This is a genomic window from Acetitomaculum ruminis DSM 5522, assembly GCF_900112085.1.
Classification (GTDB): domain Bacteria; phylum Bacillota; class Clostridia; order Lachnospirales; family Lachnospiraceae; genus Acetitomaculum; species Acetitomaculum ruminis.
Map to the genome: position 1 here is coordinate 75,829 of NZ_FOJY01000009.1, position 25,780 is coordinate 101,608.

Annotated in this window: 20 protein-coding genes and 2 tRNA genes; 19 read left to right on the top strand and 3 right to left on the bottom strand. The window is 35.1% G+C overall.

Translation table 11 applies throughout. The features are described 5' to 3' along the window. The first annotated feature begins 6 nt into the window (after window positions 1-6). The 9 genes from BM153_RS07375 (at window position 7) to fdhF (ending at window position 9,494) form a co-directional block, all read left to right on the top strand. Entirely contained in the window at window positions 7-1,248 is a 1,242-nt protein-coding gene (locus BM153_RS07375; protein WP_092872276.1) for a sensor histidine kinase, read from the top strand. Window positions 1,249-1,539: 291 nt separating this feature from the next. Continuing rightward, window positions 1,540-1,716: a hypothetical protein gene (locus BM153_RS13700; protein WP_177205611.1), complete on the top strand. Its 177-nt coding sequence runs from the start codon at window positions 1,540-1,542 to the stop codon at window positions 1,714-1,716. A 265-nt stretch (window positions 1,717-1,981) separates the two neighbouring features. Beyond that, a tRNA-Gly gene (locus BM153_RS07380) sits at window positions 1,982-2,052 on the top strand. Window positions 2,053-2,082: 30 nt separating this feature from the next. Then, window positions 2,083-2,154: transfer RNA gene (locus tag BM153_RS07385), tRNA-Gly, on the top strand. 291 nt (window positions 2,155-2,445) lie between these two features. Further along, window positions 2,446-3,156: a hypothetical protein gene (locus BM153_RS07390; RefSeq protein ID WP_092872278.1), complete on the top strand. Its 711-nt coding sequence runs from the start codon at window positions 2,446-2,448 to the stop codon at window positions 3,154-3,156. Between the two features lie 102 nt (window positions 3,157-3,258). Then, the gene (locus BM153_RS07395; RefSeq protein ID WP_092872280.1) at window positions 3,259-4,299 is read left to right on the top strand and encodes an NYN domain-containing protein; all 1,041 of its coding nucleotides are present in this window, start codon (window positions 3,259-3,261) and stop codon (window positions 4,297-4,299) included. Between the two features lie 41 nt (window positions 4,300-4,340). Beyond that, the gene (locus tag BM153_RS07400) at window positions 4,341-4,520 is read left to right on the top strand and encodes a DUF6472 family protein (protein ID WP_242949093.1); all 180 of its coding nucleotides are present in this window, start codon (window positions 4,341-4,343) and stop codon (window positions 4,518-4,520) included. Window positions 4,521-4,969: 449 nt separating this feature from the next. Next, window positions 4,970-6,793 carry an NAD(P)-binding protein gene (locus BM153_RS07405; RefSeq protein ID WP_092872284.1) on the top strand — a complete coding sequence of 608 codons (1,824 nt, stop codon included), beginning with the start codon at window positions 4,970-4,972 and terminating at the stop codon, window positions 6,791-6,793. A gap of 1 nt (window position 6,794) precedes the next feature. After that, the gene (gene fdhF, locus BM153_RS07410) at window positions 6,795-9,494 is read left to right on the top strand and encodes a formate dehydrogenase subunit alpha (protein WP_092872286.1); all 2,700 of its coding nucleotides are present in this window, start codon (window positions 6,795-6,797) and stop codon (window positions 9,492-9,494) included. A gap of 45 nt (window positions 9,495-9,539) precedes the next feature. On the opposite strand, the gene BM153_RS07415 is transcribed toward fdhF, so the two are convergent. Then, window positions 9,540-10,541 carry an Ig-like domain-containing protein gene (locus tag BM153_RS07415; protein ID WP_092872288.1) on the bottom strand — a complete coding sequence of 334 codons (1,002 nt, stop codon included), beginning with the start codon at window positions 10,539-10,541 and terminating at the stop codon, window positions 9,540-9,542. A gap of 889 nt (window positions 10,542-11,430) precedes the next feature. Here BM153_RS07415 and BM153_RS07420 point away from each other — a divergent pair. From BM153_RS07420 to BM153_RS07430, 3 genes are all read left to right on the top strand, one after another. Next, the gene (locus tag BM153_RS07420) at window positions 11,431-13,071 is read left to right on the top strand and encodes a PucR family transcriptional regulator (RefSeq protein WP_092872291.1); all 1,641 of its coding nucleotides are present in this window, start codon (window positions 11,431-11,433) and stop codon (window positions 13,069-13,071) included. Window positions 13,072-13,201: 130 nt separating this feature from the next. Next, window positions 13,202-14,245, top strand: coding sequence for a D-alanine--D-alanine ligase family protein (locus BM153_RS07425; protein ID WP_092872293.1), 1,044 nt, complete (start codon window positions 13,202-13,204; stop codon window positions 14,243-14,245). A 57-nt stretch (window positions 14,246-14,302) separates the two neighbouring features. Continuing rightward, a complete protein-coding gene (locus BM153_RS07430) occupies window positions 14,303-15,676 on the top strand; it encodes a UDP-N-acetylmuramoyl-tripeptide--D-alanyl-D-alanine ligase (RefSeq protein ID WP_092872295.1) in 1,374 nt (457 codons plus the stop codon). Between the two features lie 53 nt (window positions 15,677-15,729). On the opposite strand, the gene BM153_RS07435 is transcribed toward BM153_RS07430, so the two are convergent. Beyond that, the gene (locus BM153_RS07435; protein WP_092872297.1) at window positions 15,730-16,455 is read right to left on the bottom strand and encodes a lysophospholipid acyltransferase family protein; all 726 of its coding nucleotides are present in this window, start codon (window positions 16,453-16,455) and stop codon (window positions 15,730-15,732) included. A 294-nt stretch (window positions 16,456-16,749) separates the two neighbouring features. Here BM153_RS07435 and BM153_RS07440 point away from each other — a divergent pair, with 294 nt between their 5' ends. Continuing rightward, the gene (locus BM153_RS07440; protein ID WP_330392041.1) at window positions 16,750-16,998 is read left to right on the top strand and encodes a Veg family protein; all 249 of its coding nucleotides are present in this window, start codon (window positions 16,750-16,752) and stop codon (window positions 16,996-16,998) included. A 133-nt stretch (window positions 16,999-17,131) separates the two neighbouring features. Here BM153_RS07440 and BM153_RS07445 read toward each other — a convergent pair whose 3' ends face one another. Next, window positions 17,132-17,872, bottom strand: a complete 741-nt coding sequence (locus BM153_RS07445; protein WP_092872299.1) for a hypothetical protein — start codon at window positions 17,870-17,872, stop codon at window positions 17,132-17,134. 254 nt (window positions 17,873-18,126) lie between these two features. Between BM153_RS07445 and BM153_RS07450 the strand changes: the two genes are divergently transcribed. The 6 genes from BM153_RS07450 to BM153_RS07475 all read left to right on the top strand — a co-directional run bounded on the left by BM153_RS07450 (window position 18,127) and on the right by BM153_RS07475 (window position 25,713). Next, on the top strand, window positions 18,127-19,209 hold the full coding sequence (locus BM153_RS07450; RefSeq protein ID WP_092872301.1) for an HpcH/HpaI aldolase/citrate lyase family protein: 1,083 nt from the start codon (window positions 18,127-18,129) through the stop codon (window positions 19,207-19,209). Window positions 19,210-19,324: 115 nt separating this feature from the next. Continuing rightward, entirely contained in the window at window positions 19,325-20,509 is a 1,185-nt protein-coding gene (locus BM153_RS07455; RefSeq protein ID WP_092872303.1) for a phosphoribosyltransferase domain-containing protein, read from the top strand. Then, entirely contained in the window at window positions 20,509-21,564 is a 1,056-nt protein-coding gene (locus BM153_RS07460) for a cysteine protease StiP family protein (protein WP_092872386.1), read from the top strand. The genes BM153_RS07455 and BM153_RS07460 overlap by 1 nt, the downstream gene beginning before the upstream one ends. Window positions 21,565-21,652: 88 nt before the next feature. Further along, window positions 21,653-22,234, top strand: a complete 582-nt coding sequence (locus BM153_RS07465; protein WP_092872305.1) for a rhomboid family intramembrane serine protease — start codon at window positions 21,653-21,655, stop codon at window positions 22,232-22,234. 14 nt (window positions 22,235-22,248) lie between these two features. Beyond that, on the top strand, window positions 22,249-24,558 hold the full coding sequence (locus tag BM153_RS07470; protein ID WP_092872307.1) for a YceG family protein: 2,310 nt from the start codon (window positions 22,249-22,251) through the stop codon (window positions 24,556-24,558). A 3-nt stretch (window positions 24,559-24,561) separates the two neighbouring features. Further along, complete coding sequence (locus BM153_RS07475; protein ID WP_092872309.1) at window positions 24,562-25,713, top strand: toxic anion resistance protein; 1,152 nt, start codon at window positions 24,562-24,564, stop codon at window positions 25,711-25,713. The last annotated feature ends 67 nt before the right edge of the window (window positions 25,714-25,780 follow it).

Below are 25,780 nucleotides of genomic sequence, written 5' to 3' on the forward strand. Positions count from 1 at the left end.
GAGAAAATGGTAAAAAGATTACAAAAACAGTTTATATGCGTTGCATCAGCCAGCATACTTATTGTTATGCTGGTGGTAGTTGGGATGATATATTTTTTAAGCTTATATGCCATGAACGAGGAAATTCATTCTCTTTTGGATATAATTGCGGAAAATGACGGTGCAATGCCAAAGTATGGTCAAAAAGATAATAACAATGAAATTTCTTCTAAAACTTTTGAATTTGTCATAACAGAAGAGTCCATGTATGAAGTAAGGTACTTTTCTGTGATATTTGACGAAAACGAAAACATTTTATCCGCAAATTATAACAATATTGCCGCGATAAAAGACAGTACCTGTGAAGAATATGCAAGAAAAGCCTTTAAGAGTGATACAGACTTTAAAAGGATAGATAAATATTATTACTTAAAAAAGAGACTGGATAATGGTAATTATATGGTGGTCTTTGTAGATTCCACCTTAAGATTAGAAAATTTAGAAAGGCTTATGTACACTTCTTTATGGATAACCTTAGCTTGCTTTATTTTGTTTTTTATGCTGGTGTCGGCACTTTCAAAAAGGGCTTTAAAAACCACAATTCAAAGTATAGAAAAACAAAAAGAATTTATTACAAATGCAAGTCATGAATTAAAAACCCCCTTGGCTGTAATTTCAGCAAACACAGAATTAATGGTTATGTTAAACGGTGCCAACGAATGGACTGACAGCACCCTAAACCAGGTAAAGCGCCTTGACGAGCTTATAAAAAATCTTGTGGCAATGTCAAGGATGGAGGAAAGAAAAGAGCAGTTTAAAATTGAAGAAGTAAATGCAACTTGTCTAGTGGAAGAAATAGTAGATTCCTATGAGCATCTTATTGTGCAAAAAGAATATAAGATAGAAAAGGATATTGCGCAAAATGTAGTGATAAAATCCGATTCTGAATTAATTAAACAGCTTTTAACTATTTTTTTGGACAATGCAATAAAATATACAGATGAAAAAGGTACTATAAAAGTGGCATTAAAGGAGAAAACCAGAAGTGTAAAAATGACTGTGTCAAACACCTATGCCCAGGGTGCAAATGTGGATTATCAACGCTTTACGGACAGATTTTACAGAGAGGACAGTTCTCACAATATAGAAAAGGGCGGCTATGGAATCGGACTTTCAATGGCAAAGGAATTAGTGGAAAGTAATAGAGGAAAATTTAAGATAAATTGGAAGAATGGTGAAATCTTCTTCACAGTAATATTAAACAAATAAGGGGTAAATAGGGTATTTTCATCAATATATTCCGTTATAAAAACGCTTCTAAAGGTTATTTGAGGCGTTTTTTTATTTAAAAATAGAGATATTTACAAAAAATTACATAGAAAATTGTAAATTTTTAGTGAAAAATGCAAGATAATATTTGCGAATTACTGACAAATTTTGTGAAATAATACAAGGATAATTTTCTTTAATATAGTGTAAAAATCTAATAATTATGATATAATAACGGTATAGCAATAGGAAAGCTAATTATTAATTACTATCATTATTCAGGAGGTACATATGATGAAAGAGCAAGGAGTCTACAATGGTCAGGCAAATATAACTGTTGAGATGAAAGAAAAAGGCGGAAAAATCGTTGGAGAAATCCATGTTGATCAGCTTTTACTTGGCACATTAGAAGAAAATGTTGCTAATAGTCTCATCGATGAGTTAGAACTGACAATATTTGGAGAATAATTAAACCATGCTGCGTCGAAATTTTGGGTTTATCAACCTTGCGTAAATAAAAGAAGTTACCAAACTGGAGGAAAAACTGCTTCACGACCATCTCAAGGGCTTTGAGATGTAGCGCGAGGCGGTTTTTCTTTTTATGGAAAGTGGCGTAAAAAGGAGAAAATAACATTAGATTAAAAAGATTAAGAAAAAATTAAAAAATAATGTTGACTTTATAAAAAATCCATGCTATTATGTTCTAGCAGTCGCAAAGAGAAGCGAAGGTCGCGCGGGTGTAGTTCAATGGTAGAACACTAGCCTTCCAAGCTAGATACGTGGGTTCGATTCCCATCACCCGCTTTCTAAGAAATCTCTTTGTAATATAAATTAGCGCGAGTGGCTCAGCGGTGGAGCACCTCCTTGCCAAGGAGGGGGTCGCGGGTTCGATCCCCGTCTCGCGCTCTTCCTTATAAAGTAGCGGGGACGTCTGAATACAGCGGTTCCGCTATTTTGTTTCTTAAAATCAAAAATTGACTTGATTCCTGTTTCGTTGCGTTCCCATTCTAAAAAGTAAAAATTAGAAATTTTTGTCATAAATGTTGCACAAAAAATCATGCAGTTTTAAGCTTAAATCTTAAAATGACAGACAATTCCTTTCGTGGTAAAATAGTTAATGTGACTGTACTATTATTTGTGTTATCAATAAACAATAGTTTCATAAAAGTATTTCATGTGTGTTAAAGGAAGGAAAAAATGCATACTAAAAACGATAAAGTACCAAAGAAGAATATAATATTAGCCCTTTTGGCATTTGGGATGGGGGTTCTTTTAATAGCATTGGCATATTGCTTCACCAGCCCGATAATATTTTTTACTTTAGGCATTTTAGGGGTTTTGTGGTCTATACTGCTTCATTTTATAAGCCCAAGATGTTTATACGGTATCAAAAAAATCCTTATTGATTTTACAACTATAGGGATTGTTTTTTCCTTTGCGATGATGACGACTATATCAGCAAGGTCTTACAACATTTTATTTACTACAGATTCCTTTAAATTATTGCAGGTGGGGATTGCAATATTAATGGGAATAGCAGCAGCGGTGATTTTTGGAAAAAATATTTTCCCTGCTACTGATAATGAAATGAAGTTCATTTTTAAAAATGCTCTCTTTGGCATAGCGGTGGCTTTTGTAATTTATATTTGCGTTATGGAAGCCGGGGTTATTTATGATTTTTCATCCCCTTCCCGCTATGAAGTGAAAGTTAATGACTTAGAAAAGGAACAGAATCTCATTTTTACAGAATATAATATTTATATTAAGGATGAGAGCATTCCTTATCTTATTGAAAAGGTAAGACTTACTGGAAGCCAGTACAAAAAACTGAAAACGGGAGATAAGGTGAAGTTGCTTTTTTATGACAGTGCTTTAGGGATAACATGGTTAAAGGCAGTAGTAGAGTGACAGGCAAAGAGGAATATAAAACATATTTACAGAAAGGAAGGGAAGTTGCATTAAGATATTTGCTTTACAATATAATTTTTAAATATTGGCAACGCAAGAATTATGGGAGAAACTAAAGAAAAAGATAATACCTTTGCAGTACTTATTGACTCCGATAATATTTCAGCAAAATATATTTCTTATATATTGGCTGAAATGACGAAATATGGAGATGTTACTTACAAGAGAATATACGGGGACTGGACAAGCAGCCAGATGACCAAGTGGAAAAAACAGATTCTGGAAAATTCCATTCAACCTATACAGCAGTTTTCCAATACCGCAGGTAAAAATTCCACTGATTCGGCACTTATCATAGATGCCATGGATATTCTTTATACAGATAATGTTGACGGATTTTGTATCGTTTCCAGCGACAGCGATTTTACAAGGCTGGCCGGAAGGCTTAGAGAATCCGGAAAAATAGTCATAGGAATGGGCGAAGAAAAGACACCAAGGGCCTTTAGGGCTGCCTGTACCGTATTTACAAATCTTGAAATTCTTTTAGATCAGGATTTGGGTATGGAAACAGCTGATAACGGTGGAAATATCATTAAAAATATTGGAGATTCCTTTAGAAGAGGTAAAAACGGAGAAAGCCAGACAAATGGTGATAAAAACACAGGTCTTATAAGTAAAAAAGTCATAGAGAGCGATATAGCAGGTATTATTTCGGAAAATGATGATAAAGACAAAGCTACGGGCTTAGGAGAAATTGGTAGTCGACTTCTTAAAAAATATTCGGATTTTGATGTGAGAAATTACGGATATTCCAGCCTTTCAAAATTTTTGGAAGAAATGCATGTTTTTGAAATGGTTAAGGAAAACAATCTGGTTTACATCAGACTTAAGAAAAAAACTGATAAAGAAGAAATTGATAATTATATAATCAGTCTTGTTAAAAGAAGCGGCTTAAGAGGCTTTGAATTAGCGGATCTTGGAAATAAAATTCACCACAAATTTGAAGACTTTAATGTTAAGGACTATGGATATTCTACATTCCTTAAGCTTTTACAGGGGATTGAAGGAATTGATGTAAGAGAAAAAAATGCAAATACAAAGCATGTTTACTATGAGGAATTTGAACGCTCTATTGATTTATAAGCAGATTTACTGGCTTTGAAATTAATATTTTGGAGATGAAAATGAAAAAAACAAGTAATTGTGAAAGCTGTATTTACTATGTCTATGATGAGGAATATGAAAGCTATTCCTGTGAGATAAATCTGGATGAAGATGAAATGTACAGGTTTTTATCAGGAACTAATTCTAACTGTTCCTATTATAGAAATAATGATGATTACAGAATTGCCAGAAAGCAATAGATAAGAATGGCGATTGTGCTAATAGCACAATAAACGAAAATAAAAGCGATTAAACAATTAGATACTTTTAACAGAGGAAAAGGAGTGCATATTTAGAGTGAATATGCACTTTTTTTACATTTTAGTTGATTTTTTTTGAAATATAATTCATAATAGAGGGTAATACTACTTTATCGTAGAGAAGTTTTAATGTGATAAAGTGAAATGAAAAAGTGAAAAAACGTTAGAAAAATTGTAAATATACAGATGATAAGATGAGAAGTCTATATATTTAATAGTGCGAAAGTCACAAAATGAGAAAAATAATCACTATATGACTTTTGTCCTAAGACAATTACACAAAGGGGATTTTAGAAAATAGCATATTTTGGAATATATGCTAAATGTACAAAAGCAAAAAATGAACTTAAATATTTCAACGGTATTTACTTAGGAGGAGGAAATATTTTATGGCACAGCGATTAAAAGACTATAGCAAAGACAAGGCAGGCTGGATGCTTTCAAAATTTAAAAACCGGATAAATGCCTATCCTGTCGGTCAATGTCCATTAGAAACTCAATTGTCATTACTTCATCTTTCGGCCTGTTCTACATGTGGTAAATGTGTTCCTTGCAGAGACGGACTGTTACAGCTTGAAAAGATGCTAAAATCAATACTTGACGGTGTAGCAAAAAAAGAAGTTTTAGATGAAATGAAAGCCCTGGCAACGATTATAAAAGATACTGCAGATTGCGCCATTGGTTATGAGGCTGCGGCTGATGTTTTACAGGGGCTTGATTCTTTTAAAGATGAATATGAAAGCCATATTACTTTAAATCATTGTAAAGATGACAACAGACAAAAAGTTCCATGTATAGCCTTTTGTCCTGCAAATGTCAATGTTCCTGCTTATATTTCCCTTATTGGAGAAGAAAAATACGCAGATGCTGTTAATGTAATAAGGATGGATAATCCTTTTCCAACAGCATGTGCCATGGTTTGTGAGCACCCTTGCGAGTTAAGATGCCGCAGGCAGTTATTTGATGCATCCCTTAATATCAGAGCTTTAAAAAGATTTGCTGTGGATAATGCCGCAGCAGATACAGTTAAGGTATTTGAAAAAAATGTTGATACCGGGAAAAAAGTGGCTATTGTGGGAGCAGGACCTTCAGGACTTTCCGCTGCTTATTTTCTGGCCCTTATGGGACATGAGATTGTTGTATATGAGGAAAAGGAAAAAGCCGGAGGAATGCTTCGTTACGGTATTCCAAACTATAGATTTCCAAAGGAAAGACTTGATGAAGATATAAGAGCCATATTATCTGTGGGAAATATCGAGATTAAATATAATGTAACCATTGGAAAAGACATTACCATAGAAGAGCTTGATAAAAATTATGATGCAGTATATTTTGCCATAGGTGCTCAAACCGGAAAGAAGCTTAAAATGGATGGGGCAGATGGAGAAAATGTTCTTTCTGCCGTGGAATTATTAGATGAAGTAGGACATGGTAAATATCGTGATTTTAAAGGAAAAACCGTCTGTGTAATCGGCGGAGGAAATGTAGCCATGGACGCTTCAAGAACTGCTTTAAGATTGGGAGCAGAAAATGTAAATATTGTATACAGAAGAAGAAAAGAAGACATGACAGCGCTTATGGAGGAGATAGAGTCTGCCGTTGCTGAAGGCATAGAACTTTTTACCCTGGAAGCACCAGACCATATAGTTTTGGATGAAGCAGGCAAATGCAAGGCTTTGGTAACAAGACCCCAGATGTCAGGAAGCTATGACAGGGGAAGGCCAAGTCCTGTAGATGCCAATAAACCACCAATTACCCATGAGACAGATATCGTGCTCATTGCCGTGGGACAGGATATTGTTATAAAACCTTTTGAGGATGCGGGATTTGAAACAAAAAGAAACTGCTTTGTGACAAACCCTTACGGAGCATGCTTGGACAAAGAAAAATTCTTTGCAGGAGGAGATTGCGTGACAGGCCCTGCGACAGTAATAAAAGCAATCGCAGCAGGAAAAAATGCCGCTACAAATATAGATGAATTTCTGGGATATCATCATAAAATAGATGCTCACATAGACATTCCACAGGCTACTTTTAATAATAAAACCCAGACTGGAAGAGCAGTGCCTATTCTTAGACCGGCAAGCCAGAGAAAACATGATTTTGAGCATGATGAATACGGGCTTTCCTATGAAGAGGCTATGCAGGAAGCAGGAAGATGCTTAAGATGTGATCATTTTGGATGCGGAAATATGGAAGGGGGCTGTGTTTAATATGGTAAATCTAGTTATAAATGGAAAAAGTATTCAGGTTGAAGAAAATACAACTATTTTAAATGCAGCAAAAGCATTAAAAATAAAAATACCTACTCTTTGCTATTTAGAGGGGGTAAATGATATTGGCTCTTGTAGGATGTGTATGGTGGAAGTAGAGGGTTATCCTTCTTTGGTGGCTGCCTGTAATACAAAAGTAAGAGAAGGAATGGTTATTTTCACTGAAAGTGATGAAATTTCAAAATCAAGACAGATGATGTTAAAACTCATTCTGGCAAAACACCGTATTCATTGCTTTTCCTGTGAGAAAAACGGTTCCTGTGAATTGATAAACCTTTGCAGAGACTATGGAGTGGATACCACACCTTTTGAAGAAGAAAACAAGGGCAAGGAAGGGGTAATAATAGATTCCAATCCGTTTTTACAATATGATGAAACATTATGTATTCATTGTCAAAGATGCGTGGGAGCCTGTGCCAACCGTGCCGGAAGATATGCCATAGTTACGGTTAGAAACGGAAGGGAAAATGCCATAGCAGCACCTTTTGGAAAAGACTGGAAGGAAAGCCTTTGTGAATCCTGCGGAAATTGTGCAAATGCTTGTCCTACAGGGGCTCTTATTTCTAAAAACCGCAGTAAATACAGAATATGGCAGACGAAAAAAGTCCTTACCACCTGTCCGCACTGTGCTACGGGATGTCAATATTATCTTATTGTAAAAGATAATGAAATTGTTGATGTTGAGCCTTTTGATGGCCCATCAAATCATAACAGATTATGTGTTAAAGGAAGATTTGGAAGTTTTGATTTTGTTCATTCTTCGGAAAGATTAAAATATCCTCTTATAAAAAACAAGGAAACAGGTGAATTTGAAAGAGCAAGCTGGGATGAAGCATTGGATCTTGTGGCTTCAAAATTCATGGAATTAAAGAAAAAATACGGCTCGGAGTCTTTGGCTGGTTTTGCCTGCTCCCGTTCACCAAATGAAGATATTTATATGCTTCAAAAGATGGTAAGAACCTGTTTTGAGACCAATAATGTGGACAACTGTGCCCGTGTTTGTCATTCTGCCTCTGTTGCAGGTCTGGCCATGACTTTGGGATCAGGGGCAATGACCAATCCGATTTATGATATTACAAATGATGTGGATTGTATTATGCTGGTGGGATCTAATCCTGAGGAAGCTCATCCGGTAGTTGGTATGCAAATCAGGAAGGCTGTTGACAGGGGAACAAGGCTTATAGTAGTTGACCCGAGAGATATAGGGCTTAGTAAAAAAGCGGATATTCATCTTAAAATAAAGCCGGGAACCAATGTGGCTTTTGCCAATGGTATGATGCATGTAATTATAAAAGAAGGCCTGGCTGATGAAGAATTTATAAAAACAAGGACCGAAGGCTTTGAAAAACTTAGGGAAATTGTCGAAGAATATACACCACAAAAGGTGTCGCAAATATGTCATATTAAAGAAGATATGCTTATTGAAGCGGCTAAAATGTATGCAAAAGCAAAAAAAGCACCTATCATTTACTGCCTTGGAGTAACTGAACATTCCACTGGAACAGAAGGCGTAATGTCCATGTCAAATATGGCAATGATGGTGGGTAAACTTGGTAAAGAAGGCTGCGGTGTAAATCCTTTAAGAGGACAAAACAATGTACAGGGAGCCTGTGATATGGGGGCGCTTCCTGGTGATTTTCCGGGTTATCAGAAGCTTAAAAACAAGGAAGTACTTGAAAAATTTGAAAAAGCTTGGAATAAAAAATTAAATCCAAATGAGGGACTCCATGCAACAGAAGTATTTCCGGCTTCCATAGAAGGGAAGATAAAGGGACTTTTCATATTTGGAGAAGATCCGGTAGTTACTGATCCTGATACAAATCATGTTATAAAAGCCCTGGAAAGTCTTGAATTTTTAGTTGTGGATGATTTATTTATGACAGAAACTGCAAAATACGCAGATGTTATACTTCCGGGAGTCAGCTATGCAGAAAAAGAAGGTACTTTTTCAAATACCGAGCGTAGGGTTCAAAGAGTTAGAAAAGCCGTTACCTTAGAAGGAGAGATGCGCCTTGATACGGATATATTTATAGATCTTATGAATAGAATGGGCTATGAACAGCCATATTTGACTTCGGCTGAAATTATGGATGAAATAGCTTCTCTCACCCCGAGCTTTGCGGGAATCAGTCATGAAAGACTGGATAAGACAGAGGGCATTCAATGGCCATGTACTTCAAAAGAACATCCGGGAACACCTATTATGCATGTGGGCAAATTCACCAGGGGACTTGGATGGTTTTATCCTGCAAAATATGTTGAGTCCTCAGAACTTCCTGATGAAGATTATCCGATTTTAATGATGACAGGAAGGGTGTTATATCACTACAATACAAGAGCGATGACAGGAAAAACTCCGGGACTTATGGAAATTAGCGGTTCTTCCTTTATTGAAATGAATACGCAAGATGCCGCAGAATTAGGAGTAAAAGATGGTGATAAAGTAAAAGTATCCTCAAGAAGGGGAGAAATTATTACCACTGCAAGAGTAAGCGAGAAAGTATCAAAAGGTGAAAGCTGGATGCCTTTCCACTTCCCTGATGGAAATGCCAACTGGCTTACAAATGCGGCACTGGATGAATATGCAAAAATACCGGAATACAAGGTATGCGCAGTAAAAATTAATTCATATAAAGAATAAAAAGATTCTTAAAGGTCTGCCCTTTAATTTAACAGTTTAAAATAATTATTTTACAATAACCTGACAGCTGCATTTGCTGCCATCTTCTGAAACGGTAATAGTTGCTTTACCTTTCTTGATGGCAGTCAGCTGTCCTTTTTGATTTACAATACAAACTGACGGGTTACTGGATTTCCATAGGGGTTCGTTGCCGGAACTGACTGTAGCAGAAAGAATTGCCCTTTTACCGGCTTTAAGAGTAAGACAAGAACGGTTCATTGTAATCTCGGGACTTTTAACCTTTACATGGCAAAGTCTTGTTACACCGTCTAAAGAAACGATAATATCAGCCTCCCCATGCTTGATGCCAAATACACTTCCACTTTCATTAACAATGGCAATGCTGGTTTTGTTGCTTTTAAATTCAGGGGTAAGATTTGAGGAAGTGGTAAAAGGAAGGGTGAATTCCTGATTTCTGTAGATTTCAATGTTCTTATAAGTAAGATTAATCTTAGGCTTTTTTACCGTGACTTTACACATAACCGTGGTCTTGTCGGCTTTTGCGTAAATAACGGCATTCCCCGGTTTATGTGCCTCAATGACTCCCATATCACTGACGGTTGCGATACTTTTTTTGCTACTGGAGTAGGTAATTGCAGAGCCATTGGAGGTTCTGCCGTTTAAATAATAAACAGAACCGTTTTCCATAGAAACTTTTTTTGAATCCAGATAGATTTTTGTTTTAACAACCTGAATGTAACAGGATGCTTCGGCATTTTTAATTTTAGCGGTAATTTTACATTTTCCCGCTTTTTTAGCTGTAATGGTGCCGTAGGTATTTACGCTGGCTACAGATGAGTCTGAACTTTTAAAAGTTGGCATTTTGCCGTTTGAAGTAAAAGTAATAAGTGTGTACTCATCTTTTATGTTTAAAACCTTTTTATAGCAGTTTAAAATAACATAAGAAGCTGTTTGAGAGCTATCTGCAAAAGTATTAATGGTAGGTGTTAAACACAATATCAACGCTGTTACAATAATCAGGAATTTATTAATAGATTTTTTCTTCATTTGACCTCCAAAATGTGATTTAGAAGGGCAAACTCTTTAAGAATCTTTAAGACATGTGGAAGAACCACAACGGAAATAATATCATAGATGTTTAAAAAAGAAAATTGTAAAATACATAAAAATGTAAGGGAAAAAAGGAGAATATTTCGTCAATTTTTATGATATGGAATGATTTTTGGCTCTTTCAAATACAAAACAGACAATCTAAATGTCAAAAAAATCAAAAATCATCAAGAAAATAAATAAAAATGATAGTATAATAGCACAGTTTGAAGCATATACAGACTTTGCTTTAATTCTCTATTCTCACACCGCAGGTAGCACGTTCGTGTTGCTGCGGTTTTTCCTTTTTATTTTCAATTTTTCCATTAATTCCTAAAAAACAACAAAAAATTTCCTTCTACAATTTGACTTAGTTATTTGGGAAAGAATATAGGGAATTCTATTTAATAAAAGCTGATTTTACGCCATACATAAATTATTGAGGATTTTTTGAAGAATATTCTTACATAAATATAAAAAAGATGATAGAATGTGTAATTAATCCACAACTGTTTTACTCCTACAATATGTAGTATAGATACCCAAAGAAACTAAACCTAGTGTTGTATTAAAAAATTATAAAAGGGTTGTTAAAATAAGAATTGGGGAATTATGACCCGTAAGGGTTCATTTTAAATTTTAAGCAAGTATTTTTTGAACGCAGTGTAAGCAATCCCCCGCTTCAAAAGCGTAAGCTTTAAGCGGGGGTATAAGCTTACTAGTGTCAGAAGGGGTTAAAGCCCCTTCTGACAGGTGGCACAAAGTGCCACTGCGTTCATGAGGAAGTAGCGAAGCGGATTCCGAATGTCCGCTTTACGAAGAGATTTTTGAGACAGGGGGAAATATTATGCCAACAGATAAAAAAATCGGATTTAAACTTAATATGCAGATATTTGTTGATGAATTTAATGAAAGAAAATATAATTTTAAATTTATCAATAAGGGAAAAGACCCCGGAAATATCGTAGGAGCAAGACTTTATAAGCCGGATAACACTTCTTTTTTGGACTCAGTGGTTTATATTGCCAGAAACAAGGATTTAAGCTGCTATGAAACATTTTCCAAGGGGTCTTTTATTATTATAGGAGAGCCTGAGGATGATACGGTTTATTACAGCAATGCCAGATGCATTATAATGAGCGAAGAACATGACCTCTTTGATGTGTTTAATATAGCGGCAGAGACACTGGATAAGGGCTTTACTTGGGATCGGTCATTGCAATCTGCTCTTGGAAATTTTGAAGGAGTGGATTCCCTTTGTAAATTAAGTATGGAATATTTTGGAAATAATCCCCTTTTTGTTCATGATGCCCAGTTTTTTAAGCTATCTTGCCCTATTTATCACCCGGCTATGCTTACCTGGGTGAAAGATGATCAAACCGGTCAGGAAATGATACCGATTTCAACGGTAAACGAATTTAAAATAGACCCTGAATATCTCAATACCCTGGAAACAAGAGGTGCGCATATTTTTTCTGAACATATAAGAGGTTACAGGATTTTATATGTAAATATATGGGCTGATAACGGTAAATGGCTGGGAAGATTATGTATAGATGAACTGATTACCTCCATAAAACCGGGACAGTATCTGGCAGCTGAATATCTTACCAATATGATAAAGGTGGCCTTTGAAAGAAGAAATATAAAGGCCGGAACCTATATGAGACCATTTGATAAATTAATGTGTGCAGTTGTGGAAGGAAAAGAAGACGCCAGAAATGTACTCAATGACATTATGAGATTTAACGGCTGGAAATTAGAGGATGAATATCTTTGCATAAAAATAGGAATAAGATCCCAAAAAGAGCAGGATGACCAGATAGGAATTGTAAGTACCTGCTCCAGCATTGAGGCAGGGATAAAAGGCTCCCATGCTTTTACTTTAAAAGACAGTATGGTTGTTGTAGTCGATCTTACGATGTTTGGAAAATCAGTATATGATTTTCAGCAGGAATTTGCCCTGATTATCAGGGAAGGGCTTTTTAAAGCAGGAGTAAGTGAAACTTTTCGTGGTTTTGATAAAACCGGATATTATTATAAACAGGCCTGCATTGCCTATGAATACGGGGTTTCCTCCAACAGCATGGAGTGGTGCTTTAAATATAGAGAATACGCTTTGGATTATATTCTTGATAAAATGGTTGAAGATATTCCATATTATGTTGTTTGTTCTCCGGCACTGGAAAAACTGGAAAGATATGACAAAGATAATGAAACGGAATTATTCAAGACCCTTGAAACATATCTTGAAAATGAAAGAAATGCAGTTCACACTGCCAAGGCACTTTTTATTCATAGAAGCACATTGTTTTACCGCCTTGACAGAATAAAGGAAATTACAGGGGCATCTCTTGAAGATGCAGATACAAGGCTTTATTTAATGCAGTCTTTTAAGATATATAAAAGAAAACGGAAAAATGAGGAAGTTTTGGTAACTGTAAAACACAATAAGAAAGCTTCTAAGAAGCAAAAAAAGATTAATTAAAAATTTTTACAATGCCTGTGATAATGATGTTTTACAATTTATGTAAAAGGTTATATAATGATTTTTACGGTAAAAACAGAAAAGGTAAAGAGAATAAGGCTAAAAAGTGTATTTACATAAGGAGAAAAAAATGAATATTGTTGTTTTAGCAGGCGGAATCAGTACAGAAAGAGATGTTTCTTTCAGTTCAGGAAAAATGGTTACAAAAGCTCTTAGAAATAAGGGACATAATGTAATAATGATAGATGTTTTTTTAGGATTGAAAAACGGTAATGAAAATCTTGAGGATGCATTTGAAAGATGTGAAAGTCTTAGTGTAAATGTAAAAGAAATAACAGATAAAGCTCCGGACATCGAAGCCATTAAGGCCTTAAGAAAGGGAGATTCAAAAGATTTTTTCGGGCCTGGGGTAATAATGCTTTGTAAAATGGCAGATGTAGTATTTCTTGCACTTCACGGAGAAAACGGAGAAAATGGAAAAGTTCAGGCTGCCCTTGATTTGTTTGGCATAAAATATACCGGTACAGATTATTTAAGCAGTGCAATCGCCATGAATAAATCCATGGCAAAAAAATTCTTTGAAATGAATAATGTTCCTACACCAAAGGGAACTACAGTATATAAAAATGAAGATGCTTATGAAAATGCTCTTAAAATAGGCTTCCCATGTGTTGTTAAGCCTTGCAGCGGAGGTTCCAGCATCGGTGTTTATATTATAAATAATGAAAAAGAATTAAAAGAAGGTCTTGAAGCTTCTTTTAAATATGATGATGTTGCCATTGTGGAAGAATATGTCAAGGGAAGAGAATTTTCCGTTGGTGTTATAGGAAGAAGAGTTCTTCCTGTTATAGAAATGGCACCAATAGAAGGTTTTTATGATTATAAAAATAAATATAAAGCAGGAAGTACCATTGAAACCTGCCCTGCTAATTTAAGTGATGAGATTACAAAACAGATGCAGGATTATACACTTAAGGCTTTTGATGCTTTAGGGCTTACGGCTTATGCAAGAATGGACTTTTTGATGGATGCAAATAATAATATGTATTGTTTAGAGGCAAATACACTCCCGGGAATGACACCTACAAGTTTACTTCCACAGGAGGCACAAGCCGTAGGAATATCTTTTGACGATTTATGTCAGATGCTTATAGATATATCTTTAAATGCCTGATAATATATATGAAGCCTTAAATAAAGGTATTAGCAGTAGAAAACGAGGAAATAAAAAATGAAAGGAATGACTCTAGAAAATATAGCTCTTGCCTGCAAGGGAGAGTATATAGGAGATCCTGAGCTTAAAAACAAAGAAGTTGAGGGCATAGTTATTGACAGTCGAAAAGTTGAAAAAGACTTTTTGTTTATTGCGGTAAAGGGAGCCAGAGTTGATGGGCATGACTTTGCAAAGGCTGTTTATGAAAAAGGAGCTGCCTGTGTTTTGGTGGAAAAAGAGATTGACAATGACGGAAAACCATACATACTTGTAAAATCAACTCTTGTTGCTATCCAGATTTTAGCAGCATATTACAGAAGAATACTTGGAATCAGAGTAGTTGGCATTACCGGAAGCGTTGGAAAAACCAGTACCAAAGAAATGATTGCAGCAGTATTATCCACAAAATACAAGGTGTTAAAAACTGAGGGAAATTACAATAATGGAATCGGTCTTCCTCTTACCATTTTCAACTTGAGACAGGAGCATCAAATAGCTGTTTTGGAAATGGGCATTAGTGAATTTGGAGAAATGCATGTTCTTGCGGAAATAGCAAGACCTGATATTTGCGTTATTACAAATATAGGACAGGCTCATTTGGAAACTCTTAAATCAAGAGATGGGATTTTAAAGGCCAAATCCGAAATATTTGATTTCATAAATCATAATGGCAGAATTATTCTAAACGGTGATGATGACAAACTTTCAACCATTGAAAAGATAAAGGATATTAAGCCGATTTTCTTTGGAAGAGGGGAAAATAATAATGTTTATGCCAGCAATGTTGAAAGCAAAGGTTTAGAGGGAATGCAGTGCGTTATCCATGTAAACGGCACAAGATTTCCGGTGATTATTCCTATTCCGGGTGAGCATATGGTAAACAATGCTCTTGCGGCTACCTGTGTTGGAAAATGCTTTGGACTTTCCAATGAGCTTATTGCCCAGGGAATCATGAAATCCCGTACAATAAGCGGCAGAAGTAATGTTATACAAAAAGAAAAATACACCATAATAGATGATTGCTATAATGCAAATCCTGTTTCCATGCATAAGGCCATAGACCTTTTAGCCCTGGCAAAAGGTCGTAAAATTGCTATATTGGGAGATATGATGGAGCTTGGAACTGACGAGGCAGAACTTCACTATGAAGTGGGAAAATATGCAGTAGAAAAGGAAATTGATTATCTTATCTGCATAGGAAAAAGAGCCCAGTATATTCAAAAGGGAGCCATGGATGCTTCAAATGGAAAGATTCATATTGTTTCAAGACCTGATAAATCAGGCATAGAAGAAATGCTTAACCGAATGTTAGAAGAAGGGGATACCATCCTTATAAAGGCATCACATTCCATGGAATTTGAAAGCATAGTTAAATTCATCGAAGAAAAATAAAACAGGGTTTAATATAAGAAAAAGTACGAAAGAATTAATCCTTCGTACTTTTTTTACATATTATCAGGAAGCATATCTGCAACTTTTTGCTGAACATAGGCTCCTAAAAATTTCTGTTCATCTTTATTAAGTTCTTTTGGATAAATTGCTTTTCCATATTCTATGGTTATTTTTCCACCTTTAATAAAAGGAATATGATCCTCAAATATGGCAGGAGTTCCGGTACAGGCTACCGGGATAATAGGGCATCCTCCTTTGGTTGCAATCTTCATACTTCCTTCTTTAAAAGGCAAAAGCTTATCATGGGTTTTATTTCTGGTGCCTTCCGGATAAATGAAAATGGAATTTCCAGCTTTAATTTCCTTTATAGCGTCTAATATAACATTTAAAGACTGTCTTATATCATCTCTGTCCATGAATTTGCAATGTAGCAGTTTCATCCACCAGCTTAAAAACGGGAATTTTTCAAATTCCTTTTTGGAAATATATCCGGTTACATTTTTACATTGAGGATAACTTGCTATTACATCGTAAAAACCTCTGTGATTTCCTACATACAAAACAGGGGTATCTTTTGGAATATTTTCCTTTCCAATGACCTCTAATTTTACGCCGGATAAGAATAAAATTATATTAAGCTCAGCCTGAACTATTTTTAAACAACTTATGTCTTTGGCGTAGGGATTGAACTTACCTATTATCCATTCAATAAGATAAATGGGGATAGATAATATAAAAAATAATGAAAAACTAATTACCACCAGAATTAATCTAATCATATAACAACCGGTAAAACCGTCCTCCTTTTTAATATTTGATAAACATCAAAATATGATAACATTTTACAGGATATATTACAATAAATTAGCTGTTTTTGGTAATAATCCTTGAAAAATGTGCAACCATATACGCTTCTTTCTTTAGATTAAGTTTAAGGAATTGACGCAAAATTTATGGATGTGTATGAATACATAAAGTGATTTATGGAATTTTTAGTATTTGTTTATGAAAAATTGACAAATAACAATTATTTTGATACACTAGAGGTAGCACATTGAAAGAGGTGAAACTAAATGGTCATGAAACAGGAAGACATTGCAAAGGTCAGAAATTCAGTTGGACAGCAGTTGGGTTCAAAGGTAATGATAAAACTAGATAAAGGCAGGCATCGCGTAGATGTACAAACGGGAGTGATAAAAGCTGCATATCCTAATATATTCACCATTGAGGTTGAATCAGGACCAGATAACGAAGCTCCTAGGGTCTTGTCATTTAGTTACAAGGACGTCATTACAAGAGATGTTCGAATGATGCTTTGCTAATTTTGGAGAGTATATATTAAATATTTGAAAAAAGAGAAATTTTCCCCTTCGTAAATCCGAAGGGGTATTTTTATGGCAAAAAAATGCAGATACCCTTTGGATACCTGCATTTATTATCATATTAGTCAGTTTACTAGGTTGTTGTTTCAAGTCCGGCATCAACGGAAGCGGTCTTTTCACTTTCTTTGGAAACATCATCTTTATTTCCATTTTTCCAGTCATCAAAGCCTTTTTCAACAGCTTCATAAGTTTTTTTAGAAATGTCAGGAAGGTCTTTACCCCATATGGAGGTAGCCTGATTAAATCCCTTTTGGAAAGCCTTAAATAGCATATCTGCCTTTGAAGAATCATCTCCTGCCAAAGCCTTTGCAAAATTAATAATTCTTTCGCTGGTTTGCTTTACGCCCCAGTAACCGTCTTCAGAAATGGCTTCTTCGGCTTTTTTTCTTGCAGCTTCATCAATAGTGTAATCTCCACTTGCTAAAAAAGCCCAGATGTCATCATCATTTACCTTTCCTAAATTAAAATTGTCTTTTCCGAAAAATGATAACTTGTCATCCTTATTGTTGGCGATGCTAAAAGCATTACTTTGCTTTGACATCAAATCCAATGCCATATCCTTAAGGGATTGAACATGAGCCTCTAAATCGGATTTTAACATGTTTATCATTTCTGCTCTTGAGTTATAGACAGAGCCGTTAGCCTGAAGGTTTGAAGAACTCTTTTCGTAAACTACACTGGTTTCTTCTGACGAAGTCTTGTCTGAAACCTTATCAGAAGTTTTAGAAGCAGATTCGGTATTTGTTTTGTTTATGGTTGAATTATAGTTGTTTCTTGTCTGGTTTACTGATTCCATTCCATTAATAATGCTCATACTATACCTCCTTGTACTATATTAATTTTTTTCGTTTTCTAATTCCTATTTGTCCTAATGATATAATGACACCTCTCGATATTTATATCGACAAAAATAGACTTTTTCATTATAATATAGCAACAAGCAAAAATGAAAAATTGCAAAATTCAATAAAAAACCTGAAAAATAAGAAAAATATATTTTATAAAAATTAATTATGACAGAATATAATGCAGAGAAATTGAAAGTATGAAAAACGATGGGAGAAAGAAATGTTGGATAACCTGAAAGAATTTTTTGATAAAGATGAGAATTTACTGCCCTACAGTATAGGTGCATTGCTATATACACCGGCAGATAATGAAAAATTATCAAATTATATTTTAGAAGAAAGATTTGGAAAAAACTATACCCAGGCTTTGTGTTTAGAGGATACCATACCGGACAAAGAACTGGAAAAAGCAGAGGATATTTTAGTAAATACCATTAAAGAACTGGCAAGAAAAGCCAAAGAAAGTTATGCTTATTATCCTAAAATTTTTGCCAGGGTCAGAGATGGCAAAAGCATGAAAAGAATACATGAAAGATTAAAAGAAGCAGAAACAGAATTTAAGAAAAGCGGTTACATTGAAAGAAACAGAAAAAAATCATTACAGGATTATGAAGAGGGAAAGTTTTCCATTACTACAAATCGACTTTTGACAGGATACATATTTCCCAAATTTTCTCTGGAAACAGCCGGGGATTTTCTTCAGGCTCTTATGGAGATAAATAAAGACTCTGACGAAAAAATTTATGGTATGCCTATACTAGAAAGCAAAGACCTGTTAGATATTTCCCAAAGGGGAGAAAGACTAAACGGCATAAAAAACCAACTTGATTCCGTAAAAGAATATATCTTAAATGTAAGGGTGGGAGGTAATGATCTTTGCAACTATTTTGGCATAAGAAGAACCTTAAAAAACACCATTTACGATATAAGATGTGTCAGCAATATTCTTGGAGATATTGTTACACAATTCACTCCTGATTATGTGGTTTCCGGCCCGGTCTGGGAATATTTTGGGGGAGAAGGCTATAAAGAAGCCATGAAAAAAGAGGTGGAGCTTGATATTTTAAACGGCTTTATAGGGAAAACCGTAATACATCCAAACCAGATAGAGGTTGTTACAGATACCCTGAAAATAAGCCGGGAAGATTATCTGGATGCCTTAAATATCCTTGAGATTGCCCTGGAAAAAGGAGGAGGAGTAGGAAGGAGTCTTAACAGAGTCAGAATGGATGAATATAAGACACATTACAATTGGGCGTTGAAATGTCTAATAATTTCAAAAATTTATGGAAAAAAATATTAAATTGCTTTATAGTTAAAGATGAAGTTGTTGTGAATTTATAAGGTAATGTATGAAGAAAGGGGATTTAGAATATGCATTTTAACATGCATTTCTAAATGTATTTAGAGGGTGGAATATGAGTAGAAAATATAGTGAAGAGGATTTCATTAGAATTGCCAAAAGAGAGAATAACAATAAAAGAAGTTTTCTGATTTTAAATCCTTTACAGGGAAAGCATTTGCCTGTGAGACCAAAGAAAGCAATGGAGGCCTTTGACGCCCTTGGACAGTATATTTTTAAAGAGGTATTAAAGGGCGAGGAGGTTAAAAATGTTTTAGTTATAGGCTTTGCGGAAACTGCTACAGCCATAGGCGTAGAGGTGTCCGGATGCATTGAAAAACTGCTTAATATGAATGAGGATTTTGGCCTGCATACGGTTTATTATATACATTCTACAAGGGAAACTGTAAAGGATGCAAATTACCTTTTCTTTACAGAAGATCATAGTCATGCCATCAGACAAAAACTTGTGGTAAACGGTTTTGAAGATGCTTTAAAACTGGTATCACATATTATTTTGATAGATGATGAGATTTCCACCGGAAATACAATGAAAAACCTGATTGGTATTTTGAAAGAAAATTACAGTCTTGATGACAGAAAATTCATAGTTGCAAGCCTTATAAACGGCATGAGCCCGGAAAATGCAGCTTCCTTTAAGGAAATGAATATACCGGTTGTAAGTATAATAAATAAGGAAAATGATTATGAAAAACTGGTGGCTTCTTATAAAGGAGAGGGCGAATACATAGAGAAAAAAGAATTTACCGGCGAAGCCAGATACGAGAGAGTAGATGGATATTTAAGCACCAGAAGACTGGTGGATATAGCAGAATATAAAGAAGGCTGCGTAAATCTTGCAAATGAGGTTATGAATTATATACATCTTGAAGATGGTCAAAGAATCCTGGTTTTAGGAACTGAGGAATTCATGTATCCGGCACTTTATACGGCCTATGCCATAGAAAAATGTCAGGAATATGTTAATGTATCCTTAGATGTGAAATTTCATGCCACCACGAGAAGCCCTATCTGCCCCGGAAATGAAGAAGATTATCCTTTAAAAAAGAGATATGAACTTGTTAGTTTAAAGGAGGCCAGACGAAAGAACTTTGTTTATAATCTTGAAAAATATGACCAGTGCATCGTTTTCACAGAGTCTGGATTAAAGTTAAACAAAGGTCTGGAATCATTACTGGGAGCTTTAGAGTCTGCCGGAAATGATGATATTTTGGTGATTAAATGGAAGAGAAAGAGTTAATAAAAAGTACATATAAAAAAGAGGATGTAACCCTTTTACTTAAGGATGTTACAGGAAAGGTTAAACCCCTGGATACAGCTTCCAGAGAACAGTTTATACAGTCTGGAAGACACTATTGCGAAATGCTTCCCATAGAGTATGTTCCTACTGCCGAATACATGGAAGCCTACCGGGAAGCCCTTTTAAAATACGGGAAAAGCGTGGCAGATGCCACAGGGGTTTTATCAAAAAAGATAATTGAAAATAAAGGAAAAAAAGTGGTATTAGTATCTCTTGCCAGAGCAGGAATTCCGGCAGGGATACTTTTAAAACATTATATCCAAAAAAAATATGGCGTAGATGTACCCCATTACGGAATTTCCATAATTAGAGGCAGAGGCATTGACAAAAATGCCATAAATTACATTTTAAAAAATCATGATGTAAAAGACCTCTTATTTGTAGATGGATGGACAGGAAAGGGAGCCATACTTACGGAACTTAAAAAGGCAGTAGCTGATTTTAAGGGACTTTCAGGAGAACTTGCCGTTCTTGCAGACCCGGCAGGTATAACGAAAATGTGTGGTACCTACGAAGATTTACTTATACCAAGTTCCTGCCTTAATTCTACGGTTTCAGGCCTTATAAGCCGTACATTTTTAAGAGATGATATTATAAAAAAAGATGATTATCATGGAGCGGTTTTTTATGGAGAGTTAAAGGAAAAAGACCTTTCCTATGACTTTATAAATGCAATAGAGTCCCATTTTGATTTTAATGTTGTATTAAAAGAAGAGGAATTTGCTTTTAATGACACCGGAAAAGATGAGGTGGCTGAGATAGCAGCCCATTTTGAAATCTCAGATATTAATCTTGTAAAACCGGGAATAGGCGAGGCTACAAGAGTGCTTTTAAGAAGAGTTCCCTGGAAGGTGCTTGTTAAAGAAGGCAGTGAAAAAGATGATAAAATTGCACATCTTCTAAAACTTGCAAAAGAAAAGGATGTTGAGGTAATATCATATCCTCTCAGACATTATATTGCATGTGGATTAATCAGACAGCTGTCGGATATTTAGAATATTCAAAGCTTTATTAATGAAATCTTAAATTTACAAAATTTTTTTTGCGATATATAATCGAAAGAGTAAAAGGTAAGGTGAGTGGATGGAAAGAGAAAAAATTTCTATTGGAAAAATATCTATTAATTCCCCAGTTATATTGGGGTTTACTTTTTTATGCTTTCTGGCAATGATAATTGATCAGTTGTCAAGGGGCATGGCAAATCAGTTTCTTTTTTCTGTTTACAGGTCGTCTTTAACAGATCCGCTTGCATACATCAGAATATTTTTGCATGTCATTGGTCATTCCGGTTGGGATCATTTTTCCGGAAACATCACTTTGATTCTTTTAATCGGGCCTCTTTTAGAGGAAAAATATGGGGCTTTAAATCTGGTTTTGGTAATGATTTTAACAGCTTTATTAACGGGTATTATTAACATTTTGATATTTCCAAATGTTGCATTAATTGGAGCCAGTGGCATAGTTTATGCATTAATAGTATTGTCATCCTTTACCGGTGAAAAAGACAGGATACCTCTTACCTTTATACTTGTATTTGTAATATATATCGGTGCCCAGGTTTATGACGGTATTTTTATACAGGATAATATATCCAATCTTACCCATATTGTGGGAGGTTTGATTGGAGGAGGATTTGGATTCTTATTTAATAAAAAGATGAATTAGATTTTGAGGAAGATATGTATAAGAGAACACTTTTAAATAATTTAGATGATATATTTTTACCTCTTGGCCAAAGGGTCGGGAAGGGAATATTTTTTATAAGAATTGAAAATACAAATGACAAAATTCTGGAATTTTTAGGGAAATATCTGGATAAGGCTGCAAAATGCGGAGTGGTATTAGAGCCAGGACTTCCAAACCCGGATAATAACCAGTTATCTTATTATAATGAGATAATGGGTGGGGATTTTGAAATGAATCCTATATTCCTTGATAATTCCCTAAAGAAATGGTTGCCGCGTTTGACTCCGGCTTCCAGGAATATTGTGGCAAAGTCCATGTATAATACCCTGTCCAATATGCAAAAGTCAGGTAAAAATGAAAATATTTTAAAAAATGCCTACATAAAATTTATGTGCTGGCTTTATTATAAGCTGGAAAGAATAGTAAAAGACCTGGGAAATGAAGACCTTCCAAAGCTTTTATATATTGGTACAGCTTCCAATTACGAGCTTAAAATGCTTGAAATCATGGCAGATGCCGGATGTGATATAGCCATGGTTTTAAAAGACGGAGGAGTATCCTACAAAAAAGCGGATTCTACGGGAAATATTGCCCAAAATATTAATGTGGATAATCCAAAGGCCTTTGACGGGGATTTTTCCGTAAAAACTCTTTCAAAAGCCCTTGCCGAAAAAAAGGCGGTTTCTTTTGCTTACGATGAAAGTCTTGTAAAAATTCCGGCTACAAATACCTGGATAAGCGGAGAATTTATAAAGGATAGTCTTATTGCTCCTGACAAACGAGGAGATAGGGAGGATGCCTTTTATAATCTCTTTATCAGGGTTTATGGTGTTAACGACAAGGCATCCTATGCAAGCGATTTGTTTAAATGGAAAAGCGATTTAAAAAACAGGGGACGCCAGATTTTAATCCTGGAAAACACCATACCCATTCCAAATCAGACAGAGATAAATGCCATTCCAAGAAAGGATTACTCTTCTGTTGCTCTGATGATTGCAGACCTTTTAACCCAGATAAAAGCGCCGGCAGACAAAGGCCTTGAAAATCAGGTAAAAAAGGCATTTTCTGATGTATTGACAGAGGAATCCAAAAAAGAAGGGGAGAATTTAAACAGGCTTAAAAATAAAGCCATATATATTATCAGCTGGTACAAGAGATATTATAATTCATTATTTTCAAATTATAAGCCGGGAGATATGTCTGTTTTTATATACTTGGGAATATGTCATAATCATTTTGAAGAGCTGTTTTTGAAGTTCTTATCAAGAATTTATGTAGATGTTGTGATATTGCTTCCGGATTTATCCTTAAAAGATGAGCTTAGTGATGAACGATTATTTGAAAAGAAATACGAATATTCCCTTGAGCTTACAAAATTCCCGGTTAAAGCAAATGATATAAAATATGGTACGGCAGCCTTTCATGCTGAAAGAGAGCTAAATGAAACCCTTTATACTTCAGATTCAGGCCTGTATAGAAACAGGCAGTATAAATCCGCTACCGCCATTACCTTAGAGACGATTTTAGAGGAAATCAATATTCTTTGGGAGGAGGAGCTTACCTTCAGGCCAAACTTTGAAGTGGTAAATGACAATGTAATAATGCCAACTATCGCGGCTTTGGTTTATGGTGTAAAGGATGGAAATGTCAGTGAATACTGGAGTGGAATTTCAAAACTTGTAACGGAGGATACATATTTTTTAAACAAAGTACCACTTTTTTCAAAAGGTCCTTTAAACAATGCCTATCAAAATGCAGTACAAAATAAAAAAATGACTGCCAGCGAAGTTACAAAGTTTTATATAAACAAAAAAATAGACAGAAGAGCTTTAAAAGCACACAATTCATATCAATATGGTATTTTTAGGGAGGAAACTCAGGATTTTATCCTTGATAAAATTGAGCAGCTCATTGATTCACAGCTGATTGCAGGTACATTTCAAAATGGAACCGAATATACCATAATATCTTTGGGATTATCCCTGGATAAAGAATTGATGCGAATGTTACAAAATTTTGATTTTACAAAGAAATCCCCTAAGATAGTCGCTCTTTGTACAAGTGAGCAGGTTTGTACTTTAGAAGACAGTATTATACTTGCATTGGCGCATTATCTTGGATTTGATATAGTAATTTTTGTGCCTACCGGTTATCAGGTCATTGGAAAGTTTTTCAATAAGCCATTATTTATGGAGCATCAAACAGGAGAATATGTTTACGACCTTGTAGCACCGGATTTCAGGCCAAATTCAAAGCAGCATAGAGGAAGTTTTATAGATAAAATATTTAAGAGAGGACGGTAAGAAATGGGATTAAATTTTGAAAAACCAGAAGAAACAACACAAACTACCCAGAACACACCACATGTTCTGGAAAAAGATGAATACGAGGTAATGCCTTTTAGTATTCAGGAGGATAAAAAAGAGCTGGTGTCGAAATATGAAGGGTCACCGGAAGTTGATGCCCTCATCAGTCAGGTTTCAGTAAATGACCTTGACAGTATCGTTTCATTTGGAGCAGATGTGGCAGAAAATATCGGAAGATGCTCAGATGCAGTTTTAAACAGTATGAGCATGAGCAAAATCGATGATACCTCCGAGATGTTAAAAACTCTTGGAAAAATCATGGATAAATTTGATATTAATGAAATTAAAGAAGACAAGGGCTTGTTAAGCAAAATTTTTGGAAATGCTAAAAAGCAGATTGAAAAAATTCTTGATAAGTACCGTACAATGGGTGATGAGGTTGACAAAATCTATGTACAGTTAAAACAATATGAATCTGAAATTAAAGATTCCAACAAAAAACTGGACAGTATGTTTGAAACAAACCTTGAATATTATCATTCCCTGGAAAAATATATTCTTGCAGGTGAGCAGGGAGTAAAAGAGATTGAAGCTTATATAGCTCAAAGAAGAGCAGAATTTGAAGCTACAGGTGATGCCACAATCCAGATGGAGCTTTCAGGCTTAGAGCAGGCACAGCTTTTATTAGAGCAAAGAGTTCAAGACCTTAGAATTGCTGAAAATGTGGCTATGCAGTCTATTCCAATGCTTAAAACCATGCAGTTTAGCAATATGAATCTGGTTAGAAAGATAAATTCAGCATTTATCATAACCCTTCCTGTATTTAAACAGGCTCTTTCCCAGGCTATTTTGCTTAAAAGACAGAAAGTTCAGGCAGAGGCTATGTCAGCACTGGATGAAAGAACAAATGAAATGCTTCTTAAAAATGCTCAAAATACAGTTGCCATGTCAAAAATGACCACACAGCTTGCATCAGGAAGCTCAATAAAGGCTGACACACTTGAAAAGACCTGGCAAACCATTGTTTCAGGTATTAATGAAACACAGCAGATTCAAGAAAATGCAAAACGCCAGCGTATAGAAGATCAGGCAAAACTTAACCGAATTAAAGAAGAGTTTAACCAGATGGCGCAGGGCAGAAAAGTGCAGTAAAATCGGACTTACAAATTAAAAAATTGTTTTTATATATGTATAAATTTATTACTTAAGATATTGTTAA